Genomic DNA, 13,379 nt, shown 5'->3' on the forward strand with positions numbered 1-13,379 from the left:
CTGATGGGAGAGATCGAAATCAGAGCCTTTGCCGAAGGCGATGCCGATGACGTGCTGTCGGTGATCCTGCCGATCCAGCGCGAGGAGTTCGGCATCGATATCACTGCCGATGCGCAGCCCGATCTCCGGGTCATCCCGGATTTCTACCAGTCCGGCAAAGGTCAGTTCTGGGTCGCCGTCAAGGACGGCGCCATCGTCGGCACCCTTGGGCTGAAGGACATCGGCAACAATCAGGCGGCGCTGCGCAAGATGTTCGTCGCCGCCGAGGTGCGCGGCCGCGAGCACGGCGTGGCGGCGCGGCTTCTCGAGCGCCTGTTCGACCACGCCAGAGATGCCGGCCTCACCGACATCTTCCTCGGCACGACGGACAAGTTCGTCGCCGCCCAGCGCTTCTACGAAAAGAACGGCTTTACCGAAATTGCCAAGAGCGCCCTGCCCCGCTCCTTCCCGCTGATGGCGGTGGACAGCAAGTTTTACCGGTACAAGGTCGGCTGACCGCCGATGGCGGAAAGGGTTCAGCTGCCGGCAACGGCCATGTCCCTGCCGCGGCACAACTGTCATAAATCTGTCACAAACCGAAATTCGGCCCTATCTCTTCAACGGGATAGGGTTTAGGACGGCTCGTCGTTCATAGCGCAGACCAGGATTGCGAGGTGTTCATGCTGGGTTGGTTTCGAAAGTTGATGCCGCGCGAAGACCGGTTCTTCGTCCTTTTCGAACAACATTCCAGAACGATCGTCGACGCCGCACAGGCTCTGGACAGGTTGCTGTCGGGAATAGAGATCGAGCATCAATGCGAAACGATCGTGCGGTTGGAAGATCAGGCCGACGATATAACGCGCGAAGTCATGCTGGCCGTCCGGCGGAGTTTCATCACACCTTTCGATCGTGGCGACATCAAGGATCTCATCCAATCCATGGATGATGCGATCGACATGATGCACAAAACCGTCAAAACCATCCGGCTCTTCGAGCAGACCAGCTTCGATCCACGGATGCAGGAAATGGGCAAGACCGTTGTGGAAGCTGCCAATCTCATTGCCGAGGCCATTCCCTTGCTTGATCGCATCAGCGCCAATGCGCCGCGGCTTTCTGCCATCGTCGAGCAGGTCACGCAGGTGGAAGGGCGCTCCGACGAGTTGCACGAGCAGGGGCTCAAGGATCTGTTTCGCCGGCACGGCGCCGGCAATGCGATGGCCTATATGATCGGCAGCGAGATCTACGGCGAGCTGGAGAAGGTGGTCGACCGTTTCGAGGACGTCGCCAACGAGATCAGCGGCATCGTGATCGAGAATGTCTGATGGAAGCCGCCCTCGCTCTTCCGCTTCTTGTCGGCCTGATCGGCGTCGCACTGCTGTTCGATTTTCTCAATGGCCTGCATGATGCGGCCAACTCGATCGCGACAATCGTCTCGACACGGGTCCTGAGGCCGCAATATGCGGTCTTCTGGGCGGCATTCTTCAATTTCATCGCCTTCCTGTTCTTCGGCCTGCATGTGGCCGAGACGCTCGGGACCGGCATCATCGACCCGGCGATCGTCACGCCGCAGGTGATTTTCGCGGCCCTGATCGGCGCCATCGTCTGGAATGTCGTGACCTGGGTCTTCGGCATTCCCTCCAGTTCATCCCATGCTCTGGTCGGCGGGCTGGTCGGTGCGGGCCTTGCCAAAACGGGGTTGAGCTCGATCGTCTGGAGCGGTCTTCTCAAGACCGTCTCCGCCATCGTCATGTCGCCGATGATCGGTTTTCTCCTGGCACTGTTCCTCATCCTGGCGGTGACCTGGACCTTCATCCGGCAGACGCCTTTTGCCGTCGACCGATCCTTCCGTTTCCTGCAATTCGTGTCGGCGTCGCTCTATTCGCTCGGCCACGGCGGCAATGACGCCCAGAAGACCATGGGCATCATTGCCGTGCTTCTCTATTCGCAGGGTTACCTCGGCGGCAGCTTCCACGTGCCGCTCTGGGTGGTGATCTCATGCCAGGCAGCGATGGCGCTCGGCACCTTGTTCGGCGGCTGGCGCATCGTCCATACGATGGGCTCGAAGATCACCAGGCTCAATCCGATGCAGGGATTCTGCGCCGAAACGGGCGGCGCCTTGACGCTGTTCGGCGCCACCTGGCTCGGTATCCCCGTCTCGACCACCCATACCATTACCGGCGCCATCATCGGCGTCGGCGCCGCCCGGCGCGTGTCCGCCGTCAGGTGGGGGCTAGCCGGCAACATCGTCATCGCATGGATCATCACCCTGCCGGCAGCGGCAATGATTTCGGCAGTTTCGTTCTGGCTGGTGACCGGCTTGAGCAAAATCTTCTGATGTCGCTCCCGATTTCTTACCAGCTCGGCTGAAACCGCCACTTCCGTTCGATCGCGGCGGCGAGGTCGATGTCGTTACGGCGAGCAAACAGCATGAGGTGACCAAGCAGGTCGGCCGTCTCGTCGGCGAGCTCGCGCCTGATGTCCTCAGGGGAGCGGCCCTTGGCACGGCCGCGGCCGGTCAGGCGGTTCCATGCCTGGGTCAGTTCACCCATCTCCTCCTGCAGCTTCAACAGAAACCAGTCGGCGTCGCGCTCGATGCCGCTCTCGGCGACATGGGCGGAGGAAGCGGCTTCGAACTGGTCGGCAAGACGGCGCAGCATCAATGTTCTCCTTTTGTTTATGGAGGAGACGCTGATTCCCGCTGCTTGTCCAGAGCGCACTGCCTCAGTGGGGCGTTGCGATCAGCCGCGGTCCGGGAGCAGCATGCAGTCATAGGAGCGCTGCTTCAGCGCATCGCAGGCTGAGGCGGCGTCCTCCCTGCTGGCGAAGCCGACGAAGCGGGCGCGATAGATCCTGTTGGCCCCCTGCCCGACCGCTTCGGTATAGGGCGAGGCGGAAACGAGCGGCGCGCCGCCTTCCGACTGCGCCTGGGCAAGAAGCGCCCGCGCCGCATCGGCGCTCGGGGCGGCCGAGATCTGGATCTGCCAGTCGCCGTCGGCCTTTTTCGCCGCGGTCTTCGATGTCTTGCCGGCGTTCAGGATTTCGTCCATCGCGACCGGGCGCTCCAGCGGCACGACGGCGTCATCGGCATAAGCCAGGCTCTTTGCCGCGAGATCGTCGGCCGGACGCGGCGCGTTCGCCGGCACCGGAACGTCGGAAGAATCGGCGGCGGAAGCCACTTCGACCGGCTCCCTGGCGCCGACGCTCGCCACCAGCCTTGCGCCGCCTGACGACGAAGCGCGGCCGAGATAGCGGTCGAGCAGCGCTTCCATCCTGGCGTCGCGGCTGCGGGCGGTGCGGCCGCCGAGCACCACGCCGACGACGCGGCGGTTGCCGTCTCTGACGGCGCTGACGAGGTTGAAGCCGGAGGCGTTGGTATAACCGGTCTTGATGCCGTCCATGCCCTGGTAGCGGTACATGAGATTGTTGTGGCCGCGCACGGTCTTGCCGCGGAAACTGAAGCTTGCCATCGAGAACAGGCGGTATTCGTTGGGGTAATTCTTCATCAGCGCCACGGCGAGCGTCGACATGTCGCGCGCCGTCGTCACCTGGCGGCTGTTCGGCAGGCCCGATGCGTTGACGAAGACGGTCCGGCTCATGCCGAGCTGGCGGGCCTTGGCCGTCATCATCCGGGCAAAGCCGCTCTCCGAGCCGCCGAGCGTCTCGCCGATCGCGGCAGCGGCGTCATTGGCGGATTTGACGATCATGCCGTAGACCGCCTCGCGCACCGTGATGGTGCCGCCCGCCTTGACGCCGAGCTTGGTCGGCGGCCGCGCGGCAGCGTATCTCGACATTTTGATCGGCGTATCCCAGGCGATCTTGCCGCGTTTCAGCGCCTCGAAGGTGAGATAGAGCGTCATCATCTTCGTCAGCGAGGCCGGATGGTTGAGCGTGTCGGCGTTTTCGGACGCCAGTACCTTGCCGGTGCGGGCATCAAGGATCAGCGAGGCGCTGCCGGCAAGAGCCGCAAGCGGCGCCGAAACGGCAAGCGTCACGGTCAAAACAGCCGCCAAAAGCTTTCTCATGGAGTTCCCCCTGATGCGCTGGCTCTCGATCGGGCCGGCCATGTCTCGCAATGTGACAGAAGCCGCAAGTTTGGCGCGACTTTGCGGCAACGCCTACCATTTTTCTAGTCTTTTCATCGTCTTGGTTAACAGAAAACGAAAGAAGCTGTGCGAAACCGGGATTCAGCAAGGCTTAAGCTGCGGTTGCTAGGTTGCCGCAAAAGGCAATGGGCGGCGCATGGCGGGGCAATTGAAGCGACTGGCAAAACGGGCGGCGATCGGCGCCGGGCTCGAGGCGTCCTTTCTGATCGCCGCGGCCGGCCTGATGCGGCAGGCGCGCGGGCGCGGTGTCATCTTCACGCTGCATCATGTTCGCCCGCACGCAGCCCGGGCCTTTGCCCCGAACGCGCATCTCGAAATCACCCCGCATTTTCTCGATGCGGCGCTCAGGCGGCTGACACGCGACGGCTATCGCTTCGTGCCGCTTAACGAGCTGCCGGCGCTGTTGGCAGAGCCGGAGGGCGGCAGACCGTTTGCGGCTTTTACGCTCGACGACGGCTACGCCAACAACATGGAGCATGCGCTGCCGGTGTTCGAGCGGCATCGGGCGCCTTTCACGGTGTTCGTCACCAAGGGTTTTGCCGAAGGTTCCCACAGCATCTGGTGGGAAACGCTCGCCGTCCTGTTGCGCCAGGCAAAGGACATCCGCTTCGATTTCGGCCGCGGCAGCGAGCGGCTGGCGCTCGCCGACCCGCGGCAGCAATGGGATGCCTTCGACCGCTTCACCCGGTATATCCACAGCTTCGACGAGGCCCGCGCCGTCGCCGCGATCGACACGCTGGCGCGGGAAAACGGCATCGAGCCGACCGATATCGTGCGCGACCTGGTGATGGGGCCGGCACAATTGCAGCAGCTTGCCCGACATCCGCTTGCAGCGCTCGGCGCCCACACGATCAGCCATCGCGCCCTTGCCCGCCTGCCGGAGGCCGAAGCGCGAATCGAGATGGAAGTTTCGGCTGATTACGTCGAGGCCTTGACCGGCATCCGTCCCGCCACGATCGCCTATCCCTACGGCACGCCGGAGGCGGCAAGCGCCCGCGAGGCAGCGCTTGTCCGCCGGCTGGGCTTTTCGGTCGCCGTCACGACGCAGCCGGGGCTGCCGGCGGCGGGCAAGCCCGGCTATCTTCCGCGCATGTCGCTGAACGGTTTCTACCAGAAGCAGCGCTATATCTCGGCGCTTGCCTCCGGCATTCCGCTGAAAATCATGGGCCGCTAGCGGCTCACGGATACATCCGCACCTTTTCCCAAGCCCCGACTGGGGACGGGCGGCGAAATTCGATGCGGTCATGCAGGCGGAACTGCTGATCCTTCCAGAATTCGATCGACGTCGGCCGGATGCGGAAGCCCGACCAATAGGGAGGCCGGGGTATCTCGCCAATCGCGTAGCGGGCGGTGTATTCCGCCACCGCCTTCTCCAGCGCGAATCGGCTTTCGAGCGGACGCGATTGTTTGGAGGCCCAGGCGCCGATGCGGCTGCCGCGCGCCCGCGTCTTGAAATAGGCATCGGCCTCGGCGTCGCTCACGATCTCGACAGGCCCGCGCAACCGCACCTGCCGGCGCAGGCTTTTCCAGTGGAAACACATGGCGGCCTTCTTCTGCCCCAAGATTTCGCGACCTTTCTGGCTCTCGAAATTGGTGTAGAAGACGAAACCGTCATCGTCGAATCCCTTCAGGAGAACCATGCGGACATTGGGAAGACCATCTTCGTCGACCGTTGCCAGCGCCACGGCATTGGGATCGTTCGGTTCTGAGGCCTCCGCTTCCTTCAGCCATTCGGCAAAGAGCTTGAAGGGCTCGCCACTTTCGGTAAAGTCACCGCTTGTTAACTCGTTTGCCGACATATTGGTTCAAATGCCCCGGATTATTCAAAACTCGCCCAGCTTTTGATAACTGGACAGGACGCAGGGTGGAAGTCATAGCAAAGTCATATCGCCATACAAAGGGCCTGCGGCAACGCAGCAGCGCCTTCCTGGTTGTCGGCGCCGCAATGCTGTCGCTTTCCGGCTGCCTTGCGGGCGGGATGGATTTCTTGAGCGAGGCCAAGGTCGACCGGTCGGTGGCCACCGGCACCGTGCCGCAGACGCCGCCGAGCACCGACACGCTCTCGGACGAGATGACAGTGCGCAATGCCGTGACTTCGGCCGATGTGCACAAGCTTGAAGGCCAGCCGCTTCCCTGGGCGAATGCATCGACCGGCAGCGCCGGTGTCATCGATACGATCGTCGAAAACAACGAATCAGGCCAGGTCTGCCGGCAGTTCCGCACGACACGGCATTCCTATGTCGGAATCGCCAAATTCTACGGCAAGACCTGCCTCGTCGGCGGCGGCAATTGGCAGCTGCTGAGCTTTCAGCCGGAAAGTTAATTCCGGCGGGAAAGTTAATTCCGGCGGGAAAGCCAGTTCCGGCGGGAAAGTTGATCCGGGAAAACCTGATCGCGCCCGAAATTTGATCTGCCGGAACCGATCCGGCGCGCGACAGGTTAACGGCCACCGGTTTTCCGCCGAATGCTTAGCAAAGAGCTAACCATTTACGGCAAAACACTCCCTATCCCCCCACAGAAATAAGAAGTGATTAGCAACTCGGCCGCACGATCGGTGTCGAGAGTGGCTCTCCCTGCCTTTGGGCGGTGGTGCCTCAGATGTTGATATTGGACTTCGATATTGGGCGGGGATGCCGGGCAAGGACAGGCGCCCGCATCGCAACACCGGCGGTTTTGACATGCGCGATCCTTACAAAATTCTGGGCGTCAAGCGCGACGCGGCGGCAGACGAGATCAAGGCGGCCTGGCGCAACTTGGCCAAAGCAGCCCATCCCGATCACAATCAGGACGATCCGACGGCGACGGCCCGGTTCGCCGAGATCGGCCGCGCCTATGAAACGCTGCGGGATCCGCGCAAGCGCAGCCTGTTCGACAATGCCGTGCGGATGGCGGAAGCCAGGAAACAGGAACAGACGATCATGCAGCAGCGCCAGGCCGCGCGTGAGGCGGCGGCCCGCGCCAAGGCGGCGCAGGCCAATGCCGAGCGGGTGATGGAAGAACTTGCCCGGGCTGCCCAGAAGGCCGCGGCCGACGGTCAGAGACAGCAGGCCGGCGCCAGCGAAGGCGCCGAGGAGATGGTGGAGCGCATTTTCGGCGCGCAAGCGCGCGCTGCGGCGGGGGGCCAGGCGCAAGGCCGCGCCCAGCAGGCCCATAATCAGCAGACGCAGGGCCAGGGCCAGTCCGAAGAGGGCAGACGTGCGGATGGCGAGACCACCGAAGCCAGCGAGGAACTCGGCGAAACGCCAACTAGTGCCGGCGCCAACCTGCCACTGCCGCTCAGTATTCTGACATCGCTGGTGCGCCGTTTCACCGGCGCCAAGGATGCGGGCCTCGAGAAAGCGCCCGACGAGGTGACGACGGCGACGGTGACGATCGACGACGTGCTGAAGAGCGGCTGGATCACCGCGTCGCTGCCGGAAGGCCGCGAAATCGGCTTCGCGCTGCCGGCCGGCACCACGGATGGTCACGAGATCAGGCTCAAGGGACAGGGCTTCAAGCTGCCGGGCATGCAGCGCGGCGATGCCGTCGTCAATATCCGCATCGCCCCCGACCCGCGCTTCACCGTCGATGGTTTCGACCTGCACGCCGTGCTCCCGATCAGCATCGAAAATGCCGTGCTCGGCACCGAGGCACGCATCGACGGCCCGGCCGGGCCGTTGAACATCACCGTTCCCGCATGGTCGGGCTCGGACAAGACGATCGCGATTACCGGCCAGGGATTGCCGCGGGAAGACGGCAGCAGAGGCGATCTCGTCGTCGAATTGCGCATCATCCTGTGGGAAAAACCCGACGACAAGATCACCGATCTGATGCGGAGCATGCGCGAAGGCCTGTTCCTGTGAAATTTTTATGACATTCGCACCCTTTGTTACGATCCCTAACAGTTGATGATCCAGGCCAAGCTTGAACCGATTAACGGCCTATGCCATAGGCAGGATCGATCAGAATCCTAGGGAGCGAAATATGGCTCAAGCATCCGGCCTCATGGCAGGCAAACGCGGCGTCATCATGGGTGTCGCCAACAATCGTTCGATTGCGTGGGGTATTGCCAAGGCCATTCATGCGCAGGGCGGAGAAGTTGCGCTCACCTATCAGGGCGATGCGCTGAAGAAGCGTGTCGAGCCGCTTGCAGCCGAAATCGACGCGACCCTCGTCGGCCACTGCGATGTCGCCGACGAATCCACCATCGACGCCGTTTTCGAAAATGTCGCAAAGCTGTGGGGCAAGATCGATTTCCTCGTGCATGCGATCGGCTTTTCCGACAAGGACGAGCTGACCGGCCGCTACATCGACACCTCGCCCGATAATTTCACCAAGACGATGCAGATTTCCGTCTACTCCTTCACCTCGGTCGCACGCCGCGCCGAGAAGCTGATGACGGAAGGCGGTTCGATGCTGACTCTGACCTATTACGGCGCCGAAAAGGTGATGCCGAACTATAATGTCATGGGCGTCGCCAAGGCCGCGCTCGAAGCGAGCGTCAAATATCTCGCTGTCGACCTCGGGCCGCAGAACATCCGCGTCAACGCCGTTTCGGCCGGGCCGATCAAGACACTTGCCGCCTCCGGCATCGGCGATTTCCGCTATATTCTGAAGTGGAACGAGTATAACGCTCCGCTGCGCCGTACGGTTACCATCGAGGAAGTCGGCGATGTCGGCCTCTATCTCTTGTCCGACCTGTCGCGCTCGGTCACCGGCGAGGTGCACCATGCCGACAGCGGCTATCATGTCATCGGCATGAAGGCGGTCGACGCGCCGGATATTTCGGTCGTCAAGGACTAAGTTCCCCGGAGTCGAGACCGTGCTCATCTACGTGATCAGACACGGTCAGACCGACTGGAATGCCGAGCGTCGCCTGCAGGGCCAGAAAGACGTTCCGATGAATGCCACGGGCCAGGAACAGGCCCGGCAGAACGGCATCGCACTGGCCGAGATCCTCGGTGAGACGGTCGGCGAATTCGATTTCGTCGCAAGCCCGCTCGGACGCACACGCGCAACGATGGAAATCATGCGCGCCGCAATGGGCCTCCCGCCGCTTGCCTATCGCACCGATCCGCGGCTGGTGGAGATTTCCTTCGGCGACTGGGAAGGCTCGACGATCAAGGAGCTGAAGGCGACGCAGCGCGAGCGGGTGGCCGAACGCAACGTCTCCAAATGGGATTTCATCCCGCCCGGCGACGATGCCGAAAGCTACGAAATCCTCTCCTGGCGTACCGGCGCATGGCTGCGCTCCGTCGAGCGTCCGACCGTCTGCGTCACCCATGGCGGCGTTATCCGCACGCTGTTCCAGGCGATTGCCGACCTGCCGAAGAGCACCGCCGCCGAAGGCGGCATTCCGCAGGACCGGATTGTCAGGATCGATACGAGCGAGCGGACGATCGTCTGGCTGTAAGGGATCGACTGGCTTTACCCCTCATCCGCCTGCCGGCATCTTCCCGCCTGTGGGGAGAAGGGACAAGCAGCGAACTCTCCGTTCCCCGCTGAGCTCTCGTGGACATGTCCCCTCGCCCCGCTTTTACGGGGAGAGGGTGAGGGGCAGCCATTGGGCGCAAACCTCATCCAGTCATTCTCTTGAAGTCTGCTTACTTGACGATATCGAGATCGTTGATGACGCGTTTGCCGTCGACCTCGGTGTAGAAGACGATGACCTTCACGCCGGCTTCGAGGCCGTCGAAATTGAATTCCTCCGGCGCCTGATAGGTCTTGCCGTCGTCGAGCGTCAGCACGAGATTGGCCGTGTCGACCTTCTTGATCGTCGCCTCGACATCGGCGCTCTCGGCAAAACCGCTCATCGGCGACAGGAAACTTGCTGTGGCCAAAAGCGTGGCGACGACGAAACGCATGGCAACAATCCTCTTGAAACGCTGCACGAGAACACTTGCCACAGATAATCTCCTGAATATGGCGAAAATTGCCCGTAAGAATGGCTTTTCCCGCCTAATTGATGAATAGCATTTTAAACATAATCAAGACGCTGCGTTAACCACGCCCGTCCGGCCTGCCGGGTTTTCAACATCGACAACAGGCAATCGTAAATTAACCCCTGCCTTTTAGAGTTACCGCGAATATGGGGGTCTCATTTTGCTATCCAGGCTGGGCGACAGCAAGCGGTTGCGACGCGTTTTGAAGAATAGCCGCCTCTCGTTTCTGGTTTCCGCGTTTGTCGCCCTCGTCGTCACCATGGTCGGCTTCGCGCTCGATCGCGCCAATACTGCCGCTCATATGCGCGAACTTCACATCCGCACCGAGAACGAGACGAACCTGTTGCGCGCCAGGGTGAAGGCCGAGATCAATATGAGCCTCACCATGGTCCGCGATCTTGCAAATCTGACCTCCGTCAACAACGCTGCAAGCCGGGAGGAAACGGAGCGCCAGATCAACTGGCTGCTGATCCAGAACCCGGCTTTCATCCATATCGCCGTCGCGCCTGATTTCATCGTCAGCGACCTCTATCCGCAACGCCCCGGCAGCGGGCGGATCGGCCGCGATGTGCGCGAAACCTCCATCTCGCAGCAAGCGACGACCTGGGCCGCCGGCGACCAGACGGCGCGCTTCTACGGCCCGATCAGCGTTGACGGCCGGGACGCCTTCGCCGTCTTCTTCCCGGTTTTCGTCAAGGAGAGCGGCCAGCGGCGCCTCTGGGGCGCCGTGGAGGTCGCCATCGACCGGAAAAGCTTTTACGAGGCGACCGGCCTGGTGGCGGCGCGCGACCGCGAAAACCAGGAGCGCTATCCCAATCTCGACCATCTTTCCATCGCGGTGCGGGATATTGGCCGGTCAACCGGGAACGCCGCGCTTTCCGCGCCGTTCTTCGGTTCGGCCGACATCGACGACAAGGATCCGATCCGCCGCGAAATCAGCTTTGCCGGCGGCAAATGGGAGCTTTCCGCCGTCCCCAAAGGCGGCTGGGCTGCAATACCGGAAAACCGGAGCGAGCTGCGGCTGATCGTCGTTGCCGCGGGATGCATCATCATCGTCCCGATCTTCCTCGCCACACTGCTGCTCGGCGAACGCAACCGCAACATTGCCGAACTGGAGACGCGCGAAGCAAAGCTCATGGAACTGTCGCAGCGGCTGAACCTTGCGCTCGAATCGTCCACTATCGGCATTTGGGAGCTGCAGGATCATTCGAGCAGCCTCCTTTGGGACGCACGCGCCGCTGCACTGCACGGCAAGCCGGCGGAGGAAGGAAGCCGGCCGCTCGACGAATGGCTGGCGGCGATCCTGCCGGCGGATCGTGAGACCGCCGAGGTGCATTTCTTCAGCTGCAGCATCGCCGGCGCCGCCTGCACGGCGCAGTACCGGATCATGCTTGCCGATGGCGGCATCCGGCACCTGCGCTCTGTCGGCGCCCTCTACAGAGATGTCGGTGGCGCCGGCAAGACGATCGGCATCGTCTGGGACGTCACCGCCGATGCGGAGGCCACCGAGGCGCTGCGCAAGGCCAGGGATGTCAGTGAGGTCAAGAATGCCGAGCTCGAGCTGGCGCTTGAAGAGCTTTCAAGCCGCGAGGGTCAGCTCGCCGAGCTTTCGAGCCGGCTCGACCTGGCGCTCAATTCCTATCAGTGCGGCATATGGGAGGCGCGGCCGGATAGAGGCGGCTCGATCTGGAATGAACGGATGCACGAGCTATACGGGCTGGCGCCGCGCAATGGCTTCATGACCGAGGAGACCTGGCTTTCCCGCATCCACCCCGAGGATCGCGGGCTGGCGCTCGAAAGCGCGCGCCACTTCAAGCGAAGCGGCGATACGCATACGCTCGTCTGCCGGGCGCTCGCCGACGACGGCTCGGTGCGTTATGTGCGCTCGGTCGGCAAGGTCTACCAGACCGGGACCGGCGAAATGAAGATCATGGGCATCGCCTTCGACGCCACCGAGGACATGCTGATGACGATCCGGCTGAAGGCGGCCAAGGACGAGGCCGTCGCCAAGAATATCGAGCTCGAACTTGCCAAGAACAGGATCGAGCACAATTCGCTGCACGATCCACTGACCGCGCTCGCCAACCGCCGCAAACTCGACATCGCGCTGGAAAGCCTGACCAATGACGGGCGCCGGCAGCGGCAGAAATTCTCCATCCTGCACATCGACCTCGACCGCTTCAAGGACATCAACGATACGCTCGGCCATGCCGCCGGTGATGCGATGCTGGTGCATGCTTCGAAGGTGCTCGCCAGGAATGTCCGCGGCAGCGACCTCGTGGCGCGCATCGGCGGTGACGAATTCGTCATCCTCGCCTGCGATGTCGGCGATAAGGAGATGGCGGAGCTTGCGACGCGGATCATCGAGGAGATGCGCCAGCCGATCGATTTCCAGGGCTTTGCCTGCCGCTGCGGCGTGTCGATCGGCGTCGCACTCGCCAACGGCATCCATGTCGACGCGCGCAAGGTGCTGATCAATGCCGATATCGCCCTCTACCGCGCAAAGAGCACGGGCCGTAACCGCTTCGAATTCTTCAATCACACTCTTCAGGCCGATATCATCAACACCAAGCGCACGGCCGATGAAATCCTCGCCGGCATCGATAATGGCGAATTTGCCGCCTGGTATCAGCCGCAATTCTGCGCCCGGACGATGGAGCTGACCGGCGTCGAAGCGCTGGTGCGCTGGAAGCATCCCTCCAGGGGGCTGCTGACGCCAGACAAGTTCCTGCGCATTGCCGACGAGATCAATGTCGTGCAGACGCTCGACCGGATCGTGCTGGAAACGGCGCTGCGCGACAAGGCCCGCTTGTTGGCGCTGGGCATTGTCGTTCCCAAGGTCGCGGTCAATGTTTCAGCCAGACGGCTGCATGACGGCAGCCTGATGGAATCCCTCGCCGGCCTCAATATCCGCCCCGGCGAGATCTCCTTCGAACTGGTGGAATCGATCTTCCTCGACGAGAGCGAGGACGTGGTCTCGCACAATCTGGAACGCATCAAGGCGCTCGGCATTGATATCGAGATCGACGATTTCGGCACCGGCCACACCTCGATCGTCAGCCTGTTGAAGCTGAAGCCGAAGCGGCTAAAGATCGACCGCCAGCTGGTGCAGCCGATCATCGGCGCGTCGCAGGAGCGAGCGCTGGTCACCTCGATCATCGACATCGCCCGCTCGCTCGGCGTCGAGACGGTGGCCGAAGGAGTGGAGACGGCAGCCCATGCCACGCTGCTGCGCGATCTCGGCTGCGACCTGCTGCAGGGTTATGCCTTCTCGCCGGCCCTCTCCTTCGACGATTTCGCCGCTGAGGCGGCCGCAACCGGATGGCGGTTGGCTTCGTGATGGCGATGCCTCGGCAAAGGAGCGAAACAGCATTTC

13 protein-coding genes are annotated in these 13,379 nt (G+C 62.4%); 9 read left to right on the forward strand and 4 right to left on the reverse strand.

From position 1 onward, the window contains the following. Positions 1-3: 3 nt before the first annotated feature. The 3 genes from HJC04_RS16585 (at position 4) to HJC04_RS16595 (ending at position 2,314) form a co-directional block, all read left to right on the forward strand. The gene (locus HJC04_RS16585) at positions 4-495 is read left to right on the forward strand and encodes a GNAT family N-acetyltransferase (RefSeq protein WP_210628932.1); all 492 of its coding nucleotides are present in this window, start codon (positions 4-6) and stop codon (positions 493-495) included. 164 nt (positions 496-659) lie between these two features. Further along, complete coding sequence (locus tag HJC04_RS16590; protein ID WP_221146660.1) at positions 660-1,301, forward strand: DUF47 family protein; 642 nt, start codon at positions 660-662, stop codon at positions 1,299-1,301. Then, a complete protein-coding gene (locus HJC04_RS16595) occupies positions 1,301-2,314 on the forward strand; it encodes an inorganic phosphate transporter (protein WP_210628934.1) in 1,014 nt (337 codons plus the stop codon). Before HJC04_RS16590 ends, HJC04_RS16595 begins: the two co-directional genes overlap by 1 nt. A 16-nt stretch (positions 2,315-2,330) precedes the next feature. Here HJC04_RS16595 and HJC04_RS16600 read toward each other — a convergent pair whose 3' ends face one another. Then, positions 2,331-2,636 (reverse strand): pyrophosphatase, encoded by a 306-nt coding sequence (locus tag HJC04_RS16600; protein WP_210628935.1) that lies wholly within the window; start codon positions 2,634-2,636, stop codon positions 2,331-2,333. Positions 2,637-2,717: 81 nt separating this feature from the next. Continuing rightward, on the reverse strand, positions 2,718-4,001 hold the full coding sequence (locus HJC04_RS16605; protein ID WP_221146661.1) for a D-alanyl-D-alanine carboxypeptidase family protein: 1,284 nt from the start codon (positions 3,999-4,001) through the stop codon (positions 2,718-2,720). Positions 4,002-4,218: 217 nt separating this feature from the next. On the opposite strand from HJC04_RS16605, the gene HJC04_RS16610 reads away from it, so the two are divergent. Next, on the forward strand, positions 4,219-5,256 hold the full coding sequence (locus tag HJC04_RS16610; protein WP_221146662.1) for a polysaccharide deacetylase family protein: 1,038 nt from the start codon (positions 4,219-4,221) through the stop codon (positions 5,254-5,256). A gap of 4 nt (positions 5,257-5,260) precedes the next feature. On the opposite strand, the gene pdxH is transcribed toward HJC04_RS16610, so the two are convergent. Then, positions 5,261-5,881, reverse strand: coding sequence for a pyridoxamine 5'-phosphate oxidase (gene pdxH / locus HJC04_RS16615; protein ID WP_210628938.1), 621 nt, complete (start codon positions 5,879-5,881; stop codon positions 5,261-5,263). Between the two features lie 65 nt (positions 5,882-5,946). Here pdxH and HJC04_RS16620 point away from each other — a divergent pair, with 65 nt between their 5' ends. From HJC04_RS16620 to HJC04_RS16635, 4 genes are all read left to right on the forward strand, one after another. After that, positions 5,947-6,405 (forward strand): RT0821/Lpp0805 family surface protein, encoded by a 459-nt coding sequence (locus HJC04_RS16620; RefSeq protein ID WP_210628939.1) that lies wholly within the window; start codon positions 5,947-5,949, stop codon positions 6,403-6,405. A gap of 355 nt (positions 6,406-6,760) precedes the next feature. Beyond that, positions 6,761-7,924, forward strand: coding sequence for a DnaJ C-terminal domain-containing protein (locus tag HJC04_RS16625; RefSeq protein ID WP_221146663.1), 1,164 nt, complete (start codon positions 6,761-6,763; stop codon positions 7,922-7,924). Between the two features lie 121 nt (positions 7,925-8,045). Beyond that, entirely contained in the window at positions 8,046-8,864 is an 819-nt protein-coding gene (fabI, locus tag HJC04_RS16630) for an enoyl-ACP reductase FabI (RefSeq protein WP_210628941.1), read from the forward strand. A 19-nt stretch (positions 8,865-8,883) separates the two neighbouring features. Then, positions 8,884-9,474: a histidine phosphatase family protein gene (locus tag HJC04_RS16635; protein WP_210628942.1), complete on the forward strand. Its 591-nt coding sequence runs from the start codon at positions 8,884-8,886 to the stop codon at positions 9,472-9,474. A gap of 190 nt (positions 9,475-9,664) precedes the next feature. Here HJC04_RS16635 and HJC04_RS16640 read toward each other — a convergent pair whose 3' ends face one another. After that, positions 9,665-9,925, reverse strand: a complete 261-nt coding sequence (locus HJC04_RS16640) for a DUF1344 domain-containing protein (RefSeq protein ID WP_003569889.1) — start codon at positions 9,923-9,925, stop codon at positions 9,665-9,667. Positions 9,926-10,163: 238 nt separating this feature from the next. On the opposite strand from HJC04_RS16640, the gene HJC04_RS16645 reads away from it, so the two are divergent. Beyond that, a complete protein-coding gene (locus tag HJC04_RS16645; RefSeq protein ID WP_221146664.1) occupies positions 10,164-13,343 on the forward strand; it encodes an EAL domain-containing protein in 3,180 nt (1,059 codons plus the stop codon). Positions 13,344-13,379 lie beyond the last annotated feature (36 nt).

It is taken from the genome of Rhizobium sp. NLR8a, assembly GCF_019685235.1.
Classification (GTDB): domain Bacteria; phylum Pseudomonadota; class Alphaproteobacteria; order Rhizobiales; family Rhizobiaceae; genus Rhizobium.

Coding starts and splice junctions, on each gene's coding strand:
- HJC04_RS16640 (WP_003569889.1), bottom strand. CDS start 9,925: ATGCGTTTCGTCGTCGCCACGCTTTTGGCCACAGCAAGTTTCCTGTCG.
- HJC04_RS16605 (WP_221146661.1), bottom strand. CDS start 4,001: ATGAGAAAGCTTTTGGCGGCTGTTTTGACCGTGACGCTTGCCGTTTCG.
- HJC04_RS16600 (WP_210628935.1), bottom strand. CDS start 2,636: ATGCTGCGCCGTCTTGCCGACCAGTTCGAAGCCGCTTCCTCCGCCCAT.
- HJC04_RS16585 (WP_210628932.1), top strand. CDS start 4: ATGGGAGAGATCGAAATCAGAGCCTTTGCCGAAGGCGATGCCGATGAC.
- HJC04_RS16625 (WP_221146663.1), top strand. CDS start 6,761: ATGCGCGATCCTTACAAAATTCTGGGCGTCAAGCGCGACGCGGCGGCA.
- HJC04_RS16595 (WP_210628934.1), top strand. CDS start 1,301: ATGGAAGCCGCCCTCGCTCTTCCGCTTCTTGTCGGCCTGATCGGCGTC.
- pdxH (WP_210628938.1), bottom strand. CDS start 5,881: ATGTCGGCAAACGAGTTAACAAGCGGTGACTTTACCGAAAGTGGCGAG.
- HJC04_RS16590 (WP_221146660.1), top strand. CDS start 660: ATGCTGGGTTGGTTTCGAAAGTTGATGCCGCGCGAAGACCGGTTCTTC.
- fabI (WP_210628941.1), top strand. CDS start 8,046: ATGGCTCAAGCATCCGGCCTCATGGCAGGCAAACGCGGCGTCATCATG.
- HJC04_RS16610 (WP_221146662.1), top strand. CDS start 4,219: ATGGCGGGGCAATTGAAGCGACTGGCAAAACGGGCGGCGATCGGCGCC.